The 22,697-nt window shown below is 33.5% G+C and carries 21 protein-coding genes and 1 tRNA gene; 7 read left to right on the top strand and 15 right to left on the bottom strand.

Annotated features, from left to right (window positions below; genetic code table 11):
- The first annotated feature begins 3 nt into the window (after positions 1-3).
- A complete protein-coding gene (locus E5Z56_RS04075) occupies positions 4-399 on the top strand; it encodes a heavy-metal-associated domain-containing protein (RefSeq protein ID WP_138156648.1) in 396 nt (131 codons plus the stop codon).
- Positions 400-418: 19 nt separating this feature from the next.
- Here E5Z56_RS04075 and E5Z56_RS04070 read toward each other — a convergent pair whose 3' ends face one another.
- From E5Z56_RS04070 to E5Z56_RS04060, 3 genes are all read right to left on the bottom strand, one after another.
- Positions 419-1,225 (bottom strand): DegV family protein, encoded by an 807-nt coding sequence (locus tag E5Z56_RS04070; protein ID WP_138156647.1) that lies wholly within the window; start codon positions 1,223-1,225, stop codon positions 419-421.
- Between the two features lie 107 nt (positions 1,226-1,332).
- On the bottom strand, positions 1,333-2,328 hold the full coding sequence (gene trpS, locus E5Z56_RS04065; protein ID WP_138156646.1) for a tryptophan--tRNA ligase: 996 nt from the start codon (positions 2,326-2,328) through the stop codon (positions 1,333-1,335).
- Between the two features lie 11 nt (positions 2,329-2,339).
- Complete coding sequence (locus tag E5Z56_RS04060) at positions 2,340-3,533, bottom strand: aminotransferase-like domain-containing protein (RefSeq protein ID WP_138156645.1); 1,194 nt, start codon at positions 3,531-3,533, stop codon at positions 2,340-2,342.
- A 194-nt stretch (positions 3,534-3,727) separates the two neighbouring features.
- Here E5Z56_RS04060 and E5Z56_RS04055 point away from each other — a divergent pair, with 194 nt between their 5' ends.
- Both E5Z56_RS04055 and E5Z56_RS04050 read left to right on the top strand, forming a co-directional pair.
- Positions 3,728-5,026: a DHHW family protein gene (locus E5Z56_RS04055; protein ID WP_175405368.1), complete on the top strand. Its 1,299-nt coding sequence runs from the start codon at positions 3,728-3,730 to the stop codon at positions 5,024-5,026.
- A gap of 30 nt (positions 5,027-5,056) precedes the next feature.
- Positions 5,057-5,746, top strand: a complete 690-nt coding sequence (locus E5Z56_RS04050) for a bis(5'-nucleosyl)-tetraphosphatase (protein ID WP_175405367.1) — start codon at positions 5,057-5,059, stop codon at positions 5,744-5,746.
- Positions 5,747-7,284: 1,538 nt separating this feature from the next.
- Here E5Z56_RS04050 and E5Z56_RS04045 read toward each other — a convergent pair.
- Complete coding sequence (locus E5Z56_RS04045; RefSeq protein WP_138156642.1) at positions 7,285-8,415, bottom strand: DHHW family protein; 1,131 nt, start codon at positions 8,413-8,415, stop codon at positions 7,285-7,287.
- A gap of 104 nt (positions 8,416-8,519) precedes the next feature.
- Between E5Z56_RS04045 and E5Z56_RS04040 the strand changes: the two genes are divergently transcribed.
- The gene (locus E5Z56_RS04040; protein ID WP_022505957.1) at positions 8,520-8,915 is read left to right on the top strand and encodes a ComEA family DNA-binding protein; all 396 of its coding nucleotides are present in this window, start codon (positions 8,520-8,522) and stop codon (positions 8,913-8,915) included.
- 45 nt (positions 8,916-8,960) lie between these two features.
- Here E5Z56_RS04040 and E5Z56_RS04035 read toward each other — a convergent pair whose 3' ends face one another.
- Both E5Z56_RS04035 and E5Z56_RS04030 read right to left on the bottom strand, forming a co-directional pair.
- The gene (locus E5Z56_RS04035; RefSeq protein ID WP_138156641.1) at positions 8,961-9,179 is read right to left on the bottom strand and encodes a helix-turn-helix domain-containing protein; all 219 of its coding nucleotides are present in this window, start codon (positions 9,177-9,179) and stop codon (positions 8,961-8,963) included.
- Positions 9,180-9,191: 12 nt separating this feature from the next.
- Positions 9,192-9,668, bottom strand: a complete 477-nt coding sequence (locus tag E5Z56_RS04030; protein WP_138156640.1) for a DUF2975 domain-containing protein — start codon at positions 9,666-9,668, stop codon at positions 9,192-9,194.
- Positions 9,669-9,835: 167 nt separating this feature from the next.
- On the opposite strand from E5Z56_RS04030, the gene E5Z56_RS04025 reads away from it, so the two are divergent.
- Positions 9,836-10,498 carry a hypothetical protein gene (locus tag E5Z56_RS04025; RefSeq protein ID WP_138156639.1) on the top strand — a complete coding sequence of 221 codons (663 nt, stop codon included), beginning with the start codon at positions 9,836-9,838 and terminating at the stop codon, positions 10,496-10,498.
- Between the two features lie 56 nt (positions 10,499-10,554).
- Here the strand turns inward: E5Z56_RS04025 and E5Z56_RS04020 are convergent, their stop codons facing one another.
- From E5Z56_RS04020 to E5Z56_RS04010, 3 genes are all read right to left on the bottom strand, one after another.
- Positions 10,555-12,750, bottom strand: coding sequence for a polyribonucleotide nucleotidyltransferase (locus E5Z56_RS04020; protein WP_138156638.1), 2,196 nt, complete (start codon positions 12,748-12,750; stop codon positions 10,555-10,557).
- A 208-nt stretch (positions 12,751-12,958) separates the two neighbouring features.
- Positions 12,959-13,222, bottom strand: a complete 264-nt coding sequence (rpsO, locus tag E5Z56_RS04015) for a 30S ribosomal protein S15 (protein WP_022505962.1) — start codon at positions 13,220-13,222, stop codon at positions 12,959-12,961.
- Positions 13,223-13,368: 146 nt separating this feature from the next.
- A complete protein-coding gene (locus tag E5Z56_RS04010; RefSeq protein ID WP_138156637.1) occupies positions 13,369-13,722 on the bottom strand; it encodes a helix-turn-helix transcriptional regulator in 354 nt (117 codons plus the stop codon).
- Positions 13,723-14,126: 404 nt separating this feature from the next.
- Between E5Z56_RS04010 and E5Z56_RS04005 the strand changes: the two genes are divergently transcribed.
- A tRNA-Thr gene (locus E5Z56_RS04005) sits at positions 14,127-14,201 on the top strand.
- A gap of 1,096 nt (positions 14,202-15,297) precedes the next feature.
- On the opposite strand, the gene E5Z56_RS04000 is transcribed toward E5Z56_RS04005, so the two are convergent.
- From E5Z56_RS04000 to E5Z56_RS03975, 6 genes are all read right to left on the bottom strand, one after another.
- The gene (locus E5Z56_RS04000; protein WP_138156636.1) at positions 15,298-16,947 is read right to left on the bottom strand and encodes a S1C family serine protease; all 1,650 of its coding nucleotides are present in this window, start codon (positions 16,945-16,947) and stop codon (positions 15,298-15,300) included.
- Between the two features lie 24 nt (positions 16,948-16,971).
- Complete coding sequence (locus tag E5Z56_RS03995; RefSeq protein ID WP_175405366.1) at positions 16,972-18,339, bottom strand: sensor histidine kinase; 1,368 nt, start codon at positions 18,337-18,339, stop codon at positions 16,972-16,974.
- 83 nt (positions 18,340-18,422) lie between these two features.
- A complete protein-coding gene (locus tag E5Z56_RS03990; protein ID WP_138156634.1) occupies positions 18,423-19,112 on the bottom strand; it encodes a response regulator transcription factor in 690 nt (229 codons plus the stop codon).
- Between the two features lie 184 nt (positions 19,113-19,296).
- Positions 19,297-20,514, bottom strand: coding sequence for a DegT/DnrJ/EryC1/StrS family aminotransferase (locus E5Z56_RS03985; RefSeq protein ID WP_138156633.1), 1,218 nt, complete (start codon positions 20,512-20,514; stop codon positions 19,297-19,299).
- A gap of 213 nt (positions 20,515-20,727) precedes the next feature.
- A complete protein-coding gene (gene spoIIID / locus E5Z56_RS03980; protein ID WP_138156632.1) occupies positions 20,728-20,997 on the bottom strand; it encodes a sporulation transcriptional regulator SpoIIID in 270 nt (89 codons plus the stop codon).
- Between the two features lie 60 nt (positions 20,998-21,057).
- Positions 21,058-21,924 carry a metallophosphoesterase gene (locus E5Z56_RS03975; protein WP_138156631.1) on the bottom strand — a complete coding sequence of 289 codons (867 nt, stop codon included), beginning with the start codon at positions 21,922-21,924 and terminating at the stop codon, positions 21,058-21,060.
- 252 nt (positions 21,925-22,176) lie between these two features.
- On the opposite strand from E5Z56_RS03975, the gene E5Z56_RS03970 reads away from it, so the two are divergent.
- Positions 22,177-22,689: a CYTH domain-containing protein gene (locus tag E5Z56_RS03970; RefSeq protein WP_138156630.1), complete on the top strand. Its 513-nt coding sequence runs from the start codon at positions 22,177-22,179 to the stop codon at positions 22,687-22,689.
- Positions 22,690-22,697: the final 8 nt, after the last annotated feature.

The following is a 22,697-nucleotide window of genomic DNA, read 5'->3' as shown; positions in this document are numbered from 1 at the left end:
TTTATGGATGTTTTTCAGAAACCTGCTTTTTGGGGAATTATTGCAGTTGTACTGATTGTAGTATTTGCAATTTTCGTAATAAAAAGCTATGTGAAAAAACTGTCAGAAGGATGTTGTGGTTCTTCCGGTGGGGATAAAGTAAAGAAAATTAAGGTTAAGGATAAGGATAAAAGTCACTATCCATATAAAGCAATTCTTACTGTTGACGGTATGGTGTGTCAAGGATGTGAAAGCAGAATTGAAAACACCCTCAATAACCTTGAGGGTGTGTGGGCAAAGGCAAATGCCTCTACCAAAGAAGTAACCGTATTGATGAAAAATAAGATTGATGAAAAAACCTTAAAGAAAACAGTAAACACCATCGGTGCTTATACTGTTATGAAATATAAAGAAGTTTAATTTATAGGCAGTTGTACTGTTACCTTTTTACATATGCTACACCAAAAGCATTAGGTCCGGTATGACTGCCTATTACTGCACCTACATTTACTAAGGAATGGTTGTTAATTGGTAGTTTGTCCGATAGTAGCTTTTCTTTCAGCTTAACACCCATTGAGTGGTTATCGGCATACATAATGTGAAATGGATAGGAAAAGTCAGGGTGATTTTTCATAACCTTATTTGCAATATAGTTTATTCCTCTTTGAGTGCCGATACACTTGTGAATAAGTGTGATTTTTCCATTCTCAATAGCTACAATAGGCTTAATTGTTGACATCATAGAGGTTTTGATTCTGCCACCTTTCAGTAGGTATTCAGGTGAATCAACACAAGCCATAACCACAATTCTTTTCTTTAGTTCCTCAATTTTCATAACAATTTCTTTAGCTGAAATACCTTGATTTTTCAGTTTGATACTTTCTTCAATAAGTATCCTCATACCGGCAGATGCACTTTCACTGTCTATAGGGTAACAGTTAAAATTGGTACAGCAGTATTTTGCATTTTGATAAGTGCCACTTATTTTGGAGGATAAGAAAATTCCAATATAGGTGTCACCGTTATTCTCAAGTAAATTGAAGAAATCCTCAGGGGATGGTTGTGATGTTGTTGGCTTTTCTTTCTTTAGCTTTAGCAGTTTGTAGAAACCTTTTTTGGTAAGGTTAATGTTCTCTTTGTAAGTAATATTGTCAAAGGTAACTGAAAGTGGAACACACTTAATATCAAGAATTTCAAGTTCATTTGGCTCTAAGTCAGCACCTGAGTCGGTAATAATTTTTATCATTTTTATCCCTCATAATATAAATTTTACCTTAATATTATTTACAGAATTTTTTTGAATATTAAAAAAGCGACCTTCCGTTTTGAAAGGTCGCCATAATTTTATGTTGATTATTTAATGTAACCGATTTTCTTCATTACCTTGTCAAGAGTTCTTTGGCTGAAGTTCTGAGCAAAGGCATCTGCCTTTTTCCATGTTTCTTCCATATATGCTCTATCCTTGATAATTCTGTTGTATTCATCTTGGATTGGTCTTAGGTGTTCAACAACTGCTTCACCTACAGCAGTCTTAAAGTCACCGTAGCCTTTACCGTCAAATTCCTTTTCAATCTGTTCCATTGTTTTGCCTGTAACTGCACCGTAAATTGTCATTAGGTTGCTGATACCCGGCTTATCTTCGCTAAAGTAAACCTTAGTGTCTGTGTCTGTGATAGCTCTCTTAAACTTCTTCATAATAGTTTCAGGCTTATCAAGCATATATACACAACCATTAACATTTTCATCACTTTTACTCATCTTGCTTGATGGGTTTTGTAGTGACATAACTCTTGCACCGTTCTTAGGTACAAAGCCCTCAGGAATCTTAAATACATTGCCGTATAGACCATTAAATCTTGTTGCAATATCACGAGTGATTTCAAGATGTTGCATCTGGTCAGCACCAACAGGAACTTTGTCTGCCTGATAAAGTAGAATATCGGCAGCCATTAGTGCAGGGTAAGTAAACAGACCTGCGTTAATGTTGTCAGCGTGTTTACGGCTTTTATCCTTAAACTGTGTCATTCTTGAAAGTTCACCGAACTGTGTATAGCAGTTTAGAATCCAAGCTAACTGTGCATGAGTTGTTACATGGCTCTGAATGAAGAAAACACTTTTCTCAGGGTCAATGCCACAAGCTAAAAGCAATGCGTACATATCAAGAATATGCTTTCTCATTTCTTTAGGGTCTTGTCTTACTGTAATTGTGTGTAGGTCAGCAAGAGCATAAAAGCAGAAGTATTCGTCCTGCATTGTAATCCAATTCTTAATTGCTCCAAGATAGTTACCAAGAGTCATTGAGCCACTTGGCTGAATAGCACTTAAAACAATAGGTTTCTTTTCTCCCATTTTATTTTACCTCACTTAATATAATTTTCAGCAGTTTTTGCAAGTAGTTTAATTCCCTTTTCCAACTGTTCATCAGTAGGTGTTGAGAAGTTCACTCTAAAGGTGTGACATTCTTCACTTTCGTCAGTTAGGAAAGCGTTTCCGGGAACAACACAAACTTTGTTTTTGATTGCGTCTTTACAAAATTCTTGCATATCTACATAATCCGGCAAAGTACACATTGTGAATAATCCACCGGTAATTTTTGCATAAGTAATGCCCATTGGTACAAGATATTTGTCCATAAGGTCCATCATAAACTGTGCTTTTTTTCTGTATAGGTTTCTTAGCTTTTCAAGGTGAGCGTCAAAGTCATACTTTGTCATCAGTTCGTTACAAACCATCTGTGACCAAATGTTTGTATGAACATCATTACCTTGTTTGCAGACAACCATCTTCTGGAAAATAGGCTTAGGTGCAATAACATAAGCAACTCTAATTCCCGGAGAGATAACCTTACTCATTGAACCGGCATAAAGCACAATACCCTCATCATCAAAGCTTTTGATACAAGGAATGTACTCACCACTGTATCTAAGGTCACCGTATGGGTTGTCCTCCAGAATAAGCACATTATATTTTTTAGCAAGTTCATACATTTTCTTTCTTTTCTCAAGACTCATTGTAATGCCTGATGGGTTCTGAAAATTAGGAATAGTGTAGATAAATCTTGCGTTTTTGTGTGTTTGCAGAGCTTTTTCGAGCTCTTCCATATTCATACCGTCATCATCAATCTTTACACCTACAAGTTTTGCGTTATAACTTCTAAATGTGTTTAATGAACCGATAAATGAAGGTGCTTCTGTAATAACCACATCACCCTCATTTACAAGGGACTTTGTAGCTAAATCCATAATCTGTTGTGCACCTGTTGTGATTAAAATATCATCAAAGTCTTTGCCGACATTGTGGTGACTTTTCATATATTCCTTTAGTGTTTCTCTTAGCTGAGGATAACCCTCGGTAACACTGTACTGTAAAACACCGATTGGGTTTTCTTCTAATAATCTTGAAGATATTTCCTTGATTTCTTCAATAGGAAAAGCCTCAGGACTGGGATTACCTGCTGATAAAGATACAACCTCAGGATCAGCAGCATATTTAAAAATTTCTCGAATGGCAGATGGCTTTAGTGCCTGAACTCTGTCGCTGAAAGAGTATTCCATAAGTTTTACCACCTTTATTTATATAGAATTATTCTATCATATTATTGTGAAAAGTGCAACAATCTAGGTTTCTATAATATGTTTTGCAAATTATCGTATTTTCTGTTGTAATTATGTTGATTTTGTATTATAATTATGTTACCTATCTATGGGATATTATTTATATGAAATATGAGCAAAACGGAGAGAATAATATGTCAAGTAAAAGATACTCTGATGAAGACAATGTAACTCGTTCTTATAGTGACGATTTTTATAAACAATTTGCTGATAAATACGGTGAAGTAGATTTAGAAAGCAGTGCTAAAAGAAGAAGAGACAGAGCAAGAAAAAGAGAAGCTAAGCGTAGAAGAAGAAACAACAGAATTAAACTTATTGTTTCCGGTATTGTGCTTATTGCAATCGTAGTGACAATTGTTATATTTATTTGCACAGGTATCAAAAGTTGTGTAAACAGTAATAAGGATACTCAAACAGGTGGATTTAAGACAGTTGAAAGTTCTAAAGTAAGCAAGACAAGCAGTTCTTCAAAGGCTACTTCAAGTAATATTGATGACAGTGATCCACTTCAATTTGTTACACCTAGTATTAAGGATGACAACAGTAGTGGTACATTTAGCTCAGTAAACGGTGCAGTTTATTTATGGAAAGACTCAGCTTATGAAATCTTTGGTGCATCTGCTGACAGAAGTGATATGTACTCAGATGTTATTAACAAAGCTACCGAAAAGCTGGGTGACAGCATTAAGGTATACAGTATGATGATTCCACTTCATACAGAAATGAATCTACCTGAAAGATTACAGAGTGAAGCCGGTGCAACTTCTGAAGCTGACAACATTAAGAATGCTTACAGTAAGTTTGACAAAGCTCAGCCAATTAATATTTATAATACATTAGCAAAACATAATAGTGAATATTGCTACTTTAATTCCGATCACCATTGGACAGGTCTTGGTGCATATTATGCATACACAGCATTCTGTGAACAAACAAACCAAAAGCCAATGACAATTTCAGAAGAAGGTACACACAAGATTGAGGGCTTTACAGGTTCATTCCACACATATGGTTCAGGTCTGACAGATACTGTTTATTATTATGATTTACCATATGACACAACTTGTAAACTATATGCCGACCCTAACGGTGAACCACAGGATGCTGACATTTACTACGAAAATGAAACATCAGGTGAAAACACATACGGTGTATTTATTAACGGTGACCAGCCTAAGTTTATTATTAATTCTCAGTGTGGTACAAATAAAAAGATTGCAGTTGTTAAGGAAAGTTTCGGTAATGCATTCGTTCCGTATCTATCAGCTAACTATAGCGAAATCCATGTTCTTGATATGAGGAGTTGTGGTGTTACCGATTTGAAGAAATATTGTGAGGACAACGGAATTACAGAAGTTCTGTTTATGAACAATGTAATGTCGGCTAACTCTGCTGACAGAATTGCCGATATGGAAACTGTTATCGGTAAATAAGATACTTTGTTTTTTAAGGAGGTGAAATCAGTGCTTGGAAGAAAGGTAAGCGTAAATTTATTTGGACAACTAACAGATGGTTTGTATAGTGGTTACTTTACCGATGAAAAAGGTGATAATGTAAAGGCATTTGTACTTTCAAAGAACGAAGTTGAATTTGTAGTGTCAGGTCAAGTTATCGCCATTATTACCCTAAAGAATAACGAACAAAGAGCCATTGTTGCACCGGATAGAGAGATTTACTATGAACCACAGATTCTTGATATTATCAGCAAATCAAGTAGTGTTGAGATTAGTAACATTAACTGCCTTTACGAAAAAAGTTGTGGAGCATTGATTTTCTACCGTAATAAACAAGGTGTCAGAATACTATTGGTTAAGAACCACAATGGCCGTTATTGGAGTTTTCCAAAAGGTCATATGGAACTTAATGAGTCCGAAAAAGCTACTGCTATTCGTGAAATCAAGGAAGAAACAAACCTTGATGTTAAGATTATTGACGGCTTTAGAGAGGTTAGTGACTATTGCCCATTTGGTAATATTAAGAAGAGAGTTGTCTTTTTCTTAGCACAAGCCTTTACAGATGATGTTGTTGACCAACCGGAAGAAATCGACAGTCATATTTGGGTTGATATTCAACAAGCAAGAAAGAATTGTACCTACGAAAATGACTTGCGTGTAATTGATAAAGCCGAACTTCTTATTAATCAGTCAAAGTGATTTTTAGTAAGTGGTGTGTTGATTTTATAAATTTGGGTTTTATCGGTTAGTGGATAAAATAGCCGATAATAAAAAATTAACTTGTAGATATAATTGATAAATCAAGAATAGAATTTAATTCAATTTAGTCCAATAAAGATAAATAACTAAAATTCTAAGGCGTACATTGTACGCCTATTTTTTTACCCTTTTATTTGATAAATTAGTTTTTTAATTTTGTTTCTGCGTTACGATAAATTAATTTTGCAAATTTGGGTTTTTCAATTTTGTCTGTTGGTAAAGGTGAGAATGATAAATTTGGGTTTGTGGAGATGTTGTATTATAAAAAATGTAAACTATGTGCTTGTATAAACTGTAAATTATGTGATTGCACAATTAATAATATAACAATATTTTGTAGCATAAACAGTACCGATTTTTATATCATATTATGGCTCACAGTTGTAGGGGCGAACAGTGTTCGCCCGTTTAATAGTAAAATGTTTTATGTAACTTAGTCCTATGTAGAAACTAAAAATTATAACTTACCATATAGGGCAAAGTACCTATATAAAGGTTAGTTTGTAACGGGACATCAATGATGTCCCCTACACCTGTAACTCATAATTTTTCTTATATTTTATAGTTAGAAATAGAGGAAAGTTTCAGCTATGATGATATTTTAAACAAGTTTAAAATATCAATCACTCCTTCAGTCGATTTATAAAAGGTAAATTGCCGTACCGTCAATTTACAATCGACAGCTCCCTCAGCGAGGGAGCCTTTGTCTTTACTATAATTTTAATTATTTATTAGTCTGTACTATTTAAAAAATTTGTGTACTAGTTTTTTAGATTTGTACAAACTGTGTCTGCCTCCCTCGCTGAGGGAGGTGTCACCGAATGGTGACGGAAGGAGTGATTGGAATTGTAAATTCATTTACAATTCCATATTAACTGAAACTATCAAATAGCACCACAAACCCTAATTTATATAACTAACCTTATTTCATAACCAACATAAAAAGAAAATTAATAACTTAAAACTACAAAGAAAAATATCAAGCAGACCGAGAGGGAGCAAAAGGGACTTTTGCCTCACAGTCTTTGATTTATTAATTTATTTTATTTATTTAATTTATTATATTGTTGGGTTTTGATTGGGAAGTGATTGGGTTCTGTTTGGGTTTTTAATGTGTTTTGACTGTTTGTAAAAAAATAATTATCCGGAAAAAACTAGATAAAATCTATCCTACGGAAATTAAATTGAATGTTAGAAAATTAATAAATAATTGGGTGATGGGTGTTGAAGAATTTAACTTTAGTAAATGTAATGAAAACCAATAATTGGTGTAATTATTCCGATTATATATAATGAAAAATCAAGAAATAGGTGCAATTGCTTTAAATATATACATATAATTGTAGGCTGATAATACAATCATCTCAATGCAATTATTGCATTTTCATAAGAAAATTTTCATAAAAATAACGGCTATAACTTGTGATTATAGCCGTTTAATTATGTGGTTATTAAGTTGAAATTCACTTAAAATAAAATCATTCAAGGAATGCAAAGTCCTTGTCAGCTAGGAAGTTGTCAAGTTCCATACAAACTAAAACTTTGTCAAATTTAGTCTTTGAACAGATTTCTTCACTGACAGATTTCTTGTAATATCTCATATCAACCAAAGTAACTTCACTAAAGTTTTCACTAAGGAATGGTGCTAAACAATGACTAAAGCTATCTTTGATGATTAGTAGCTTTTTGTTGTTTTTACAATCAGGATTCTTAATTGTAGTAATAGGGTTGTTGCCGTTTAGAAATACTGCATATTTGTCAGCACCCTTTAGCTGGTCAGTAAAGTACATTGAATTGTACTTTGTTGTGATACCGTTTGCAGTAATACTGCAAGTTGACTTGTTGTTAAGATTGTTCCAAATCTCGATAGTATCACTTTCGTTTAGCCAAAAACCTGATGTGTTGTATGTTGTGCCTAGGAAGTCATTGGCAGTTTGAATAGTGAACTTGTCCCTAGTTGCAGGTTTAATATTCCATTTACTGCATAGCTGATTATAAGCTAAATAAGCACCCTTAGTAGTCCAATGGTGGTCTGTTTTGTAGTAAATCTGAGTATTATCCTTGTTGGCATTAAAAGTGTTTCTAAGGTCAATATTAGAAAGATTATTCTCACTGCAATACTTGTTTATTGTGCTGAAATATTCATCATCATTGTACTTTTCGTGAATATGTGGTAGCACATTATCCATTATGTAACCTGTTGACGGTACAATCATCAGAGAAGTATCAATGCCTGTCTTTTGCTGAAAATCAGATACAACAGAAAGGTTAAGGTCAAGCCTTTCATTAGTAGCAGGTTTGTTGATTAAGTAGCCGTTTTTGCACTTATAAACACCATCACTGCCGTTGTTAAGTACAATCAAGTTAGAGTAACTGTTGATACCCATAAATGCATCACGCATAACCATATGGTCGTTTATGTAGTCCTCAAACTTAGATTCAAAAGAACCATCGGTTAATGTTGTGGCTGAAACTTCCGGAAAAGTCTGTAAGTATCTTTTTTCTTTTGGGCTAAAGTCACTTTTAGGTACAACCCAAAATAGTATAGCAAATACCCCGATAAAGGCAAGGAACATTATAGATATAAAATATTTTGATTTGTTGGTCATAACTCCACTCCATTCTCATTTAATTTTATATCTTTTCACATATTAAGTCAATTAATTAATTGTATTAATTTTTGGTGCAGTGTATAATTATATTGGTGATTTTTATGAAGAAAAAGTTATCTCCCGAAAAATTAATTGTAATAGTTGGAATTATCTTTGCTACAGTTCTTGTTTTGGTCAATGTGTTCTTTGACTTTGTACCTCATACAGTAAAAACTGAAAATATTAATGCTACTGCTACAACTGAGTTTTCCACATATTACAACCAAAATGTGAATAAAAAGACCTATACAACTACCCAAAAAGTAATTGTAAATATAAATACTGCATCGGTACAGGAGCTTTGCACTATAAGAATGATTGGTGAAACTAAAGCTAAAGCAATTGTAAATTATAGAGAAAAGTATGGTGCATTTAAGGATAAAGGAGATATTGTAAAGGTTTACGGTATCGGTGAAAAGACTTATGAAAAAATAAAGGATAGTATTTGTGTAAATTAAAGTTTATAATTACAAATCCCCTCTCAATGAGAGGGAAATTTTTTGTCATTTTTCAGTTTTTCTATATTCCAATAAATCTGCCGGTTGACAGTCAAGTGCCTCACATAACTTTGCTAAGGTGCTAACTCGAATTGCTTTAGCCTTGCCGTTTTTCAGTACAGATATGTTGGCTATAGTTATTCCTACTTTGTTGGCAAGTTCAGTAACACTCATTTTCCTTTTAGCCAACATAACATCTATGTTAAAAATTATTTCTCCATCCATTTTATATTCTCCTTATATTGTTAGGTCATTTTCTTCTTTAATTGTTGTTGCCTTACTTGTGAGATATGAAAGAATAAATGAAGTAATAGCAATGGCTATGCCAATAACAAATATTAAAATCTCACATAGGTATAGTGGAGTATTGATTGTGCCTAGTAACAGAAAAGTTGTGTCACCGATAAAGTGACATACTGATGTGATTAATGCCAAAATACCTATAACTTTAAGCCTTCTGGAATTATCCTTGCAAAAAGCACCATCTGTTGAAATTGTATTAGCAATTCTCCAACCATGATATAAAACTGCATAGCATGGAATACCGGTAATAAGGAGAAAAATCATCCAAGGTAAATTTTCTGTTGTGTTAAGTGGATAGCCGTTTATAAAGTCAAAACCTTTGAAAACAGTAATGCCATAAAGGACTATACCACATATACCGAAGATTATAATTATAACTTTCATAAGGTTAGATAAATTTTTGCTTGTCATAAAATCACCACAAAATCATATTTTATTACACATATATTATAACAACTACTATCCTATAAGTCAATAATTATTTATCGTAATTCAATAAATTATTATTGACATTTGTGATTTTGTGGAATATACTTTAGCTAAAGAAAATAGTTTTTCTATAGAATGAGGTGCATTTTATGAAAAGTAGCAAAGGTAAAGCTATATTAATAAGCATAGGTGCTTGGGTACTGATAGTTATAATTTTAATTATGAGATTTTATCTTCCTTTCTTTGCTTTTTTTACAGTTAGTGATGTAATAGATTTTTTTACCAAAACACCTATTATTGATGTGGTGACTGTAGATAAAGGTGATGTACTTAGTAAATATGATATTGATATTTTGAAAAGTGATGTTATAAAGAATAAGTCAATTGAGAAAAATTATTACAGAATTTACTCTTCAAAAGACCCTATAGATAATCTTCTTGACACTGATGTTGACTTAAAAACAATAGAACCTTTTGAAATAGATAATGCTGAGATATATTCTTATAGCTATTTTACTTCCTATAATGATGATGAACCTGTACCACCAAGTAAATTATCTGACGAAAATGGAAAGACAGTAGAAATAACACCTGTACTGGATGATATTCTTGATGCAGTTGAAAAGGAAAAACATAATAAAATTAATATGAAAATATTTAATGACAACGGTGACTATTATGTTTATCTTGAACTTAATACAAATTGGTGGTATCCTTGTGAACTGTATCATTATGATAAGGGCAGTAAGTCTTTGGATTTGATTTATCAATTTGATGGGGAAGAAATTGTTGGAATAAAGAAAATTAAGTAACAGAAAAGGGTTGAAGTTTTAAAACTTCAACCCTTAATTTATTAGCTTAGATTAAATTATCTTCTGCCGTTTCTGTTGTGATTGTTATGAGGTCTTCTTGGTCTATCTTCAAAAGTATTTTCAGGAGTTAAACCGTCAACTTCAATTAGAACAGCTCTTCTTGAAAGATTTAGTCTGCCCTTATCGTCAATTTCTTCAACCTTAACTCTGATAACATCACCAACATTAACAACATCAGTAACCTTTTCTGTTCTCTTAACATCAAGCTTACTAATGTGGCATAGGCCTTCCATACCCGGAGCAATTTCAATAAATGCACCGAAGTCCATAATTCTTGTTACCTTACCAATATAGATAGCACCGATTTCAGGACCATTAGCAATCATTTCAATGATTGAAAGAGCCTTCTTGCACTTTTCTGTATCAATACCGGCAACAAATACATTTGCACTTTCGCCTTCTTCTGTAATGTCAATCTTAACTTCACATTCAGCCTGAATTTCCTTGATAACCTTACCACTCTTACCGATAACTTCAGAAATCTTATCTGCAGGAATCTGAGCAGTGAACATCTTAGGAGCATACTTGCTTAGTTCATGTCTTGGTTCAGGAATAGCCTTTAGCATAACTTCATCAAGAATGTAATTTCTTGCTTTGTGAGTCTTTGCAAGAGCTTCCTTAACCATTTCAGGTAGTAGACCTGAAATCTTAAGGTCCATCTGAATGGCTGTGATACCGTCCTTAGTACCGGCTACCTTAAAGTCCATATCGCCGAAGAAGTCTTCAACACCCTGAATGTCAACCATTGTCATCCAGCGTTCGCCTTCAGTAATAAGACCACAAGAAATACCTGCTACAGGAGCTTTGATTGGAACACCTGCGTCCATAAGTGCAAGTGTTGAACCACAGATTGAACCCTGAGAAGTTGAACCGTTAGAAGAAAGAATTTCTGATACAAGTCTTAATGTGTATGGGAATTCTTCAACTGATGGAATAACAGGCTTTAATGCTCTTTCTGCTAAAGCACCGTGACCGATTTCTCTTCTACCGGGACCTCTGCTTGGCTTTGTTTCGCCTACTGAGTAACTAGGGAAGTTGTAATGGTGGATATATCTCTTTGTTTCTTCTTCATCAATACCGTCAAGATACTGCTGTTCAGAAACAGAACCTAAAGTAGCAACTGTAAGAACCTGAGTCTGTCCCCTTGTGAACATACCTGAACCGTGAACTCTTGGAAGAATACCAACTTCAGAAGCTAGTGGTCTAATATCGTCCATACCTCTGCCGTCAACTCTCTTCTGTTCGTCAAGTAGCCATCTTCTTACGATTGTCTTCTGAGTTTTGTACATACATTCGTCAATCTTTGCTTCTTGTTCAGGATAGATTTCGTCGAACTTTTCATGAACTGCATCATAGATTGGAAGTAGTCTTTCGTCACGAATGTTCTTGTCGTCTGTATCCATAGCAACCTTAACATCAGCTTCAGCAAAGTTGTAAATTGCTTCAAACATATCGTGATCAGGTTCATTTGATGGATAGTCAAACTTTGGCTTACCGATTTCTTCCTGAATATTCTTGATAAACTGGATAATTGGCTGGTTAGCTTCGTGACCTGCCATAATTGCCTTGTACATTGTGTCATCATCAACACAGTTTGCACCTGCTTCAATCATAGCAATTCTTTCTGATGTTGAAGCAACTGTTGTTGCCATATCAGAAACTGCTCTCTGTTCAAGTGTTGGGTTAATAACGATTTCGCCATCAACTAAACCTACTGAACAAGAAGAAACAGGACCGTTCCAAGGAACATCAGAAATTGAAATAGCAATTGAAGTACCAATCATAGCAGCAATTTCAGGCTGACAATCAGGGTCAACTGACATTACTGTACATACGATTGAACAGTCATTTCTCATATCCTTAGGGAATAGAGGTCTGATTGGTCTGTCAATTACACGAGAAGTAAGGATAGCCTTTTCTGAAGGACGACCTTCTCTCTTTAGGTAAGAACCCGGAATCTTACCTACTGAATACATTTTTTCTTCATAGTCAACAGATAGTGGGAAGAAGTCAACTCCTTCTCTTGGCTTTTCAGAAGCAGTACAAGCAACATGTACAACTGTTTCGCCATATCTTACAAGACAAGCACCGTTAGCTAGCTGAGTCATTTTACCTGTTTCAACAACCAGTGGTCTGCCTGCAAATTCTGTTTCAAATTTTCTGTACTTATCAAATACCATTGCTTTGTTCATATTTGCAATACCTCCTATAAATAAATTTTGTTTACAGGATTTTCGGTTTTAGCAATAAAACCACCACATAAAATATAAATAAAAAGCATAAATATGTGTTCGTTTTACTGCTAAATGCACTGGGAAAATCCTGTAACTACTTATTGCAAAAAAGTTTTTTTATCAAAACAAGGGCAAAGGGAAAACCCTTCGCCCTAAATTTTTACTATTACTTACGGATACCAAGTCTCTTAATGATTGAACGATATCTTTCGATGTCAACCTTTGTAAGATACTTAAGTAGGCTCTTTCTCTGACCGATCATCTTGTATAGACCTCTTCTTGAGTGATGATCCTTTGGATGCTGCTGTAGGTGAGCAGTTAGGTCCTTAATTCTCTTTGATAGAAGTGCAATCTGTACTTCAGGAGAACCTGTGTCGCCTTCGTGAGTAGCATATTCCTGCATAATAGCAAGCTTTTCTTCTTTTAGCATTGTGTTTTCCACCTTTCATTATTTATCGCTTTTTTCACAGGTTAAGGAAACAGGAAATCCACATTGTGGCATACTCCATAATCCGTGATTAAGCTATCTTGTGTATTATAACACAGTAAAGATAATTTGTAAATAATTATTACAAATTATTTTAAATTCTTTAGAAATTCTGCTCTCTCTTCAGGACTCATTGCTCTTAGAGAAATAATGAACTGTTGTTCCTCTTTAGTAAGGTTATAAATCGCCTCATCACCCTTTGCTCTTAGGAAAGAATCCTTAATACTCTTAGGGTTCTTTTCTGACGGTAATAAATCATCATATGTGATACCGAAAATCTTGATAAGCTTGTGTAAGGTATCAATAGATGGTTCTGTCTTACCGGTTTCGTAATAAGTATAGGTTGTACGATTTATGTTTAAAGCGTCAGCAACCTGTTGCTGAGTCAGTAAAGAATTTTTACGGTAAATCTTTAATAGATTACCTAGATTTTTATTTGCCATAACAACACCCCTATTTTAGTATTAGATTTCAGCTATTTTAATATTACTTAAACAAAAGTAATTGTTGTTAGGTGAATTTTCTATACTAAATGATTATAAGTTTATTATAGCTTTTTATTATTGGTATGTCATATATTTGTCTTATTAATTTCACTTTTAGTGAATAAGTTTTACTGTTCTTTGAATAAATATATTAATATCTTTCTATATATTGACAAAATAGTGAGGAAAGCTTATATTATTTATGTTGCTTAGTGTTAAATAATTATTAGTATTTGTACTTAAACATATAATCAATCACATATTGTGCTGGAGTAATTCAGTGATATTATGCTAGAATAGTTTAGTGATATTGCGCTAGAGTAATTCAGTGATATTATGCTAGAATAGTTTAGTGATATTATGCTAGAGTAGTTCAGTGGTAGAATAATTGCCTCGTAATCAATAGGTCGTGGGTTCAATTCCCATCTCTAGCTCCAAAATCCAGTAGGGAAACCTGTTGGATTTTTTTCTTTTGTCTTTTAATTTTGATTGTGTTAATTTATAAAATTAGGGTTTTTCAATTTTGTCTGTGGGTAAAGGTTAGTTTAATAAACTTATCTTTTCAATTTTGATTGTGGGTTAAGATAAATCAGCAATATAAATTAGGATTTGTGGGGATGTTTATGTAATATAGGTTAATTAGATATTAACCGATTAATTCAACTAATTAATAGCTTTTTCCCTCCTTCAGTCATTCTTTAAAAGGTGAATTGCTTTGCAATTCACGAATGACAGCTTCCTCGTCTGAGGAAGCCTTTGTCTTTACCGTAATTTCTACTAAATAATAAAGTCTGTATTATTTCAAAAATTGCGTATTATTTTAGATTTGTACAGACTATTTTGCCTCCCTCGCTGAGGGAGGTGGCTTTGCGTAAGCAAAGACGGAAGGAGTGATTGGAATTGTAAATTCATTTACAATTCCATATTAACTGAAACTTTTCTCTATTTCTAACTATAAAATATAAGAAAAATTATGGGTTACAGTTGTAGGGGCGAACATTGTTCGCCCGTTTAATAGTAAAATGTTTTATGTAACTTCGTCCTATGTAGAAACTAAAAATTATAACTTACCATATAGGGCAAAGTACCTATATAAAGGCTAGTTTGTAACGGGACATCAATTAAGTGAACATCAAAGAAAACGAGCCATAGGCGAAGTTTGATTTGCTAATGTGAACTTATGCAAAAGTTTTTGTAAAAAACTTTTGTTGAAAGACCCTACACCTGTTAGCCACACTTTAACGATAGTATAAGGTATGATATTTTTGTAAATTTTTCTTTATATTAAATAAAAAATAAACTTTTCTTTAACCACAATAAAAGCTAAAAAACAAATTCACCTTAATTCACAGACAAAATTGAAAACCCAAATTTACCTTAACCCACAATTAAAATTAAAAAGACAAACCCTAATTTGTCTTGCTCTGAAATTGAAAATATAAAATATAAATCTCATAAATAAAGTGAAAATAGCCGATAGGGGATACCTATCGGCTATTGTGTTATAAAACTTAGTATTTGACTTAATTTAAATTACTTCTGGGTTTCACCTTTATCGGCTACTAGAGTAACATTGATTGTAGCAGTTTTGCTATTGCTTGGATTGGAACTATCAACCTTACAGATTTCAACATTGATTTTGTCACCGACTTTATGTTTGGCAAGAACAGAATAAACTTGATTAAATGTTTTTACTCTTGTACCGTCAACCTTAGTGATAATGTTCTTAGGTTTTGCACTTGAATTAGCAAAACTACCATCATCGGCAATTTCAGTAATCAAGATACCTTCAGGAATACCAAGAGCAGTAGAGGCAGTTTCATCAACTGCAACACCCACAATGCCCAGTCTTACTCTGTTTTCAACATAACCGTATTTGATAATGTTGTTTACAACTGTTTCTACTGTGTCACTAGGAATTGCAAAACCCATACCTTCATATGTTGCAGAGTTAATTTTTGCAGTTGTGATGCCGATTACTTCACCGTAAAGGTTGCATAATGGACCACCACTGTTGCCCGGATTTACTGCTGCATCTGTCTGAATATATGATACTGTACTGTCATCCAATGTTCTGTCTTTAGCTGAAACAATACCCTTAGTTAAGCTATTCTGAAAGTCTAGTCCACCGGGATTGCCAACTGCAATAATATCTTCACCAACTTGAAGATGACTTTTCTTAACAAAGTGAACCGGCTTTAGGTTTTTACCTTTGATTTTTAGAACTGCAAGGTCTGTACGAGTATCATAACCAACAACATTAGCAGTATATTTCTTGCCATCATTGTTGATTACTTGATATTTGTATGCTGTCTTGCTGTCACCGATAACATGACTGTTTGTAACAATATAACCGTCACTACTAACAATAATACCTGTACCCTGACCCTTAGCATTTTCTTCACTTGAGATTTTGTCTTCAAAAGTTAGAATTGCTACAGTAGAGTCGGAAACCTTTTCATAAGCTGATTGTGCTGACTTTTCACCACTTGACTTAGTGTCAATAATAATGCCATCAAAGTTTTTGTCTGTGTAGTCCTTTGCAGTAGTGTTTGTAGTTGTTGTACTGTTTACTGCATTTTTTACAAGGTCATTATAGTACTGGTCAAATGTATAGTCGGAGGTGTAGTTGCCACCTGCAGGGTTTGTAGCCTGTTGTTCATACATATTGCCACTTGTATTGCCCTCAACCTTAACGGATAATCCTTTGCTACCTGTCAATACAGAATAAGCAAAGAAACCACCTGTCATAATAAGTACGGTAACTATAACAGTTATAAGGATTGTTACACCTTTTTTGGAACTTTTTTTCTGTACAGTAGGTACATTGAATTTACCAACAACATTTTTTTCAATATTTTCTGAGTTATCGGTAGTTTCAATAGGCTTAGGGTCACTTAGAAAACCATTGTTATTTGGCTTTTCTTCAGTAGACTTTTCAGCTACAATGTTTTTTTCTTTCTTTGGTGTAAAAGAAAATGTGTCATCAGGTCGGTTAGGTCTTTCCTCACCAACAGTAAAGATTGGCATTTCTTTTACCGGTGAAGGCTTTTTATCGGTACAAAATCTATTTGCTACACCGTTAAAGCCACCATCTTTAGTTTTTTTCTGTAATTCCGGCAATGGCTCAGGAATAGGAGCAGGTGTCGGATTATTTAGTTCAAAATCATTATTGTTTTCCATATATATTTCTCTTACTTCTAAAATTTATTTGTTAGGTATCCAGAAAGCAAAACAGGTTTCCTTGTCAATTTCACTGGTAACAGTAATTTCCCCACCATGTAAGTTGACAATAGTTTTTACAAGGTAAAGACCAAGACCCATAGACTTTTTGTCCTCACTTCTTGATTTGTCTGTTTTGTAGAATTTATCAAAGATAAACGGTAAATCTTCCTTAGAAATACCCTTACCTGTATTTTTAACACTAAAGTAAAGTTTATCACCTTTGCTTTCGGCATGGAAAGTGATTTGTCCACCTTGTGGTGTAAACTTTGTAGCGTTTTCAATAAGGTTATAAAGAACTTGATGTAACAGTGCTTGGTCACCATAAACAGAAAGACCATCAGCAGATTCAAGTCCTACAATTTCAATTTCCTTTTCTTCAAGTCTATCTTCAAATGTTAGAAGAATATTTACAATAGTAGAAACTAAGGAGAATTTAGTTTTGTAAATTGTAGTTTTGCCACTGTCAATTCTTGCAAGGCTTAGCATTGATGCAACAAGTCCTGAAAGTCTGGATATTTCTTCAGAAACAATAGTTAGGTAATGCTTCTGCTTACTTTCCGGAATAGTTCCGTCAAGAATACCGTCAATAAAACCTGCAATAGTTGTCATAGGTGTCTTTAATTCGTGACTTATGTTTGCAATAAAGTCTCTTCTGACTGATTCTTCCTTGTCAAGAGCATCAGCCATATCGTTAAAGGCTCTGGTTAGCTGACCAACTTCATCCTTACCTTTTACAGGAATACGACCTGAAAAATCACCCTTTGCAAATTTCTTAGCTTGTTCGCTCATTTGCTTTAGCTGTTTAGATTGAGTGTAAGAGAAGACACCGGCTAATATGCAAGATACAAGTACAGAAGCCAAAACTGCATAAATTAGGATTTGGAAAATTTGGTCAGGCAATTCATTATTTATTGTATGTTCAGGTACACAAACAAAGATATAACCGGCTATTGCTATACCTTCTTTTGTACCTTCGGTTAATTTTAACTTGAAAGGTGAGGCAACAGCTAATTTTGTATCACTATAGAAAAAGTCTGTTTTCTGTTCACTTTCGTAATACTGGTCTTTTATTAGTGTATTGGTTACATAATAAGGCATTTGGTAGCCTGTTTTAATGTTTTTGTCTTGTCTTGTAATTCTGTAAACTGTACCTGCTGCATCTGTAATAATAAGATTGTAAGAATTGTTTTTGCTTAAATCAATCATTAGGTTAAAGGTTTCTTGGTCTTTAACCTCAAGTTTACCATCTTTATTTTCCAGAGCTTGTGTGGTTAGCAGAACATAGGAATTAAGGTCTTCCTTAGCTTTGTTTAGGTTTCTTGTGTCCCAAAACTGATTGACAAAAACCATAAGAAAAGTGCCTAGTATAATAAAGGCTATTAATATAATACCCATTGTTATGGATAGGTATTTTTTAAACAAAGAAATTTTCATTATTTTGCGTCAAACTTGTATCCAACACCCCATACAGTCTTAAGACTCCATTGGTCGGATACACCATTAATTTTTTCTCTTAATCTTTTAATATGTACATCAACTGTACGGCTGTCACCGTAATAATCAAAACCCCATACTTTGTCCAAAAGTTGGTCTCTTGTAAATACCTTGTTAGGGTTACTTGCCAGGTAGTAGAGAAGTTCCATTTCTTTTGGTGGAGTGTCAATATACTTACCGTCAACTCTCAGTTCATAATTAGTTAGGTTGATAGAAAGTTTATCCCAGTTGATTTCCTTAACCTTTTCCTTTTCTTCATTAGTTCCTGTTCTTCTAAGTACTGCGTGAATACGGGCAATAACTTCCTTTGCTTCAAAAGGTTTAATAATGTAGTCATCAGCACCTAGCTCAAGTCCTAGAATTTTATCAAAAAGTTCACCTTTGGCAGTTAACATAATGATAGGTCTGTTACTTGTTTTACGAATTTCTTTACAAACTTGCCAACCGTCCATCTTAGGTAGCATAATATCAAGCAAAACAAGGTCAGGTTGTTCTCTGTTGAAAAGTTCAACAGCCTGTTCACCGTCATTGGCGATTACAACCTGATAGTCATCTCTTTCAATATATAAACGCAAAAGTTCGCAAATGTTGACATCATCATCAACAACTAATATTTTTTCTTTGCTCATTGTTTCCCTCTTTTCGATTTTTATTTCAAAAATCCTTTTCTTTGAAATAGTACAAACTATCCCTTATAACTACATTATAATATAAAATTAGAAAAATTCAATGAATAATATTTTAAATTTGATTTATTTTTAATAAAAATAACACCACTTGCATTTTACAAGTGATGTTATAGAAGTTTTACTGTTAATTTTCTTCAGCAGTCAGTTCTTCATAAACTTTTTTGAATGTATCAATTACATATTGTGCATCATCAAAGCTCATTTTACTGTTCATTGGTAATGTTAGCTGATTTTTATGCATATTGTATGCGTTAGGATAATCGGTAATGTCAAAGCCCTTTACTTTATAAGCAGTAAGCATTGGTAAAGGCTTAAAGTGTACATTACACATAACACCATTGTCAGCCATTTTGTGGTAGAATTTATTTCTAAATTCAGCACCTTTACCTAAAAATCTTACAAAGTAAAGGTGACCTGATGAACGACTGTTTTTATCATGATGATTTAGTACCTGTAGGTTCATATCCTTAAATGCCTCATTGTACATATCAATCATCTTGTGTCTTTTATCAAGAATTTCATTGTATCTGCTAAGTTGTGCAAGACCTAAAGCACCAAGTACATCAGGCATATTACATTTATACTGTGTATCTACTACATCATATTCCCAAGAAGTACCATGGTTTTTAGCAAAGGCATCCTTAGTCTGTCCATGTAGAGAAAGTAGCATATACTGCTTATAAAGTGCCTCATTGTCAATGCCTTTGTGGTTACGCCAAGTAACTGCACCACCTTCGGCAGTAGTCATATTCTTAACTGCATGGAAAGAAAAGTTAGTAAAGTCAGCTACAGAACCACACTTTTTGCCGTTTCTCATAGCACCAAAAGCATGAGCACCATCAGCCATAACAATAATTCTGCCAAAAGCATCTTGAATAGGACTGTTAGGTCTGAACAAATCTTTCTTGCTTTCTACAATGTCAAAGATTGTGTCATAGTCACACATAACACCTGCAAGGTCAACAGGAATAATAACCTTAGTCTTTTCGGTAATGGCATTGGCCATTTTGTTGTAATCCATTTCAAATGAATTTTCTTTACAGTCTATCATTACAGGTGTAGCACCAACATGACAGATAACAGAAGCAGAGGCTGTGTATGTGTATGCAGGTACAATAACCTCATCCCCTGGGCCTACTCCTAAAATTCTAAGTGTCATTTCGGCACAAGCAGTTTGACTGTTTAAACAAACTGCAATATCTGTATTACACCAATTTGCAACGCCTTTTTCAAAGGCTTTTGTTTTTGGTCCGGTTGTAATCCATCCTGACTTTAATACTTCTACAACAGCATCAATCTCTGTCTGTGTAATATCAGGAGGAGAAAAAGGTATATTTCTCATAAATAAATCCTCACTTAATGACAAATTGTCAAAATACCTATATAGGAGTGATTATACTACTATTATTTCCAAGTGTAAAGTAAAGGTATAGAAATATATGTAAAATGTTGCTTTTAGTCGAATATTTATGTGTGGAAATTTACGAAAATATACAAAAAACAGAAGCCTTTTTATGTAAGACTTCTGTTTTTATAATGTGATATTTTGTTTTGTTTATGTATTTTCTCTTTGCTTTCTAAGGTTAAGATACTTGTTTTTTGTGGCAATTCCACCACGGATATGACGCTCACTTTTATTTATTTCAAGAACTTTTTTTACATCAAGATACAGTGATGGGTTGATTTTTTGTAATCTTGAAGATACATCTTTGTGAACGGTACTTTTGCTAATGCCGAATTTTTTGGCAGTTTGCCGTACAGTATCTCCACTTTCTGCAATATAATTGCCTAGGGTAACAGCTCGTTCTTCCACAATTCCTTTCACATATTAACCCTCCCTTTAAGGATAGTTAAATTTATGCTATGGGAATTTCTTTTATTACTGTTATTTGCCCTTAATTGTAACTACTGCAACATCAAGTGGATTGAAAAATCTTGGAATACCTCTTGAAGTGTTTAGTCCGGAAGTGATAATTAGATTTACATTTTTTTCTTTATAATAACCTTTGGTGTATTTTGGAAAGTACCCTTGTTCCGGTGCATATACACCACCAACAAATGGAATTCTGATTATGCCACCATGGGTGTGACCTGAAATCATTAAGTCAATGTTATAGTCCTTAAAAGACCAAGTGTAGCACTCAGGCTTATGACAAAGTAAAATTGAGAAATGACTGTTATCTTCTTGCTTTAGGTAGCTTTGAAAAAGTTTATTTTCATTATTATTATAGTCAGGTGCATAGTATTCAAAGAATGGATAGTCCTTTATACCTGCTATTGTTAATTTATCACCTGACCTAGTTTTGTAGTCTACCATTTTATTGTCTAGTAGAGTAATACCTGTTTCAGAAATTGTCTTTTCAAATGACTTTAGTTTATCGTTTAGTCCTACTTCGTGATTACCCAGTGCATAATATGTTGGATATTTTTTAGCCAGACTTTTACAGATAGAAATTGCACTGTCAAAGTTATCAGAACCTTTTTCTACCATATCACCAACAATACAAACTATCTCAGGGTTTGCGTTATCAATTTTTTTTAGCAATCTTTTGTTGTCTTTACCGATAAAACCACCCTCAGTATCGGAAATTACAACCATCTTTACCGAACCCTTGATTTTGTTAGTTTCAACAGTATAATTGCTATATGTTAAACAGTAGTTGCTATATATTATGTTGCCTATTGTAAATAGAATAATTGCAAGAAAAATGCAAAGTAAGGTAAAAGCAACCTTATGTTTCTTAATCTTCATATATACCACCAAAAATATTTTATCACTATTTTTTATAATATGCAAAAAACTATGAAAAATAATATGGTAAATTTCAGCTTTATATGTTACAATAAATGTGTGTATTTAAAAATAGAATTTGTATAAATTTTGATTTTGCTATAGCTTTTAACTATATCAAACCATAAATAATAAGTATTTTGTATATACTAAAAGCTATGGTAAAATACTAAATGTCTTAAAGATATTAATTAGAAAAGACAAGGTGAAAAAATGAGTGAACCATTAGAGATAGAGAGAAAATGGCTGATTGAGTATCCATCTGTTGATATGATGAAAAATATGACAGATTACGATTATTCGGAAATTGAGCAAACCTATACTAATTATATGGAACATTCTGCTTACGGTAGAATTCGTAAAAGAGGTAAGAATGGTAATTATAAATTCTACAAAACTTTTAAGAAGAAAATTACCAACCTAACCAGAGTTGAATACGAAGATGAAATTACCGAAGAAGAATACAACAATATAATGAAGTATAAGAGGGAAGGCTTTAATACTATTAATAAGGTTCGTCATACTTTTATTTATGAAGGGTTAAAATACGAAATAGATGTGTTTCCTTTTTGGGATGACAGGGCATTTATGGAATGTGAGGTAAATAGCGAAGATGTAAAAATTCCTATTCCTCCTTGTGTAAAGGTTATTAAAGAAGTAACCGATGACAAGAGATATACTAACTCAAACCTTGCACAAAAAATTATTACTGAGGATTTAAACTAAGGAAAGAC

This window comes from Ruminococcus bovis (assembly GCF_005601135.1).
Lineage (GTDB): Bacteria > Bacillota > Clostridia > Oscillospirales > Acutalibacteraceae > Ruminococcoides > Ruminococcoides bovis.
This window is presented reverse-complemented; position numbering and strand designations above follow the sequence as displayed.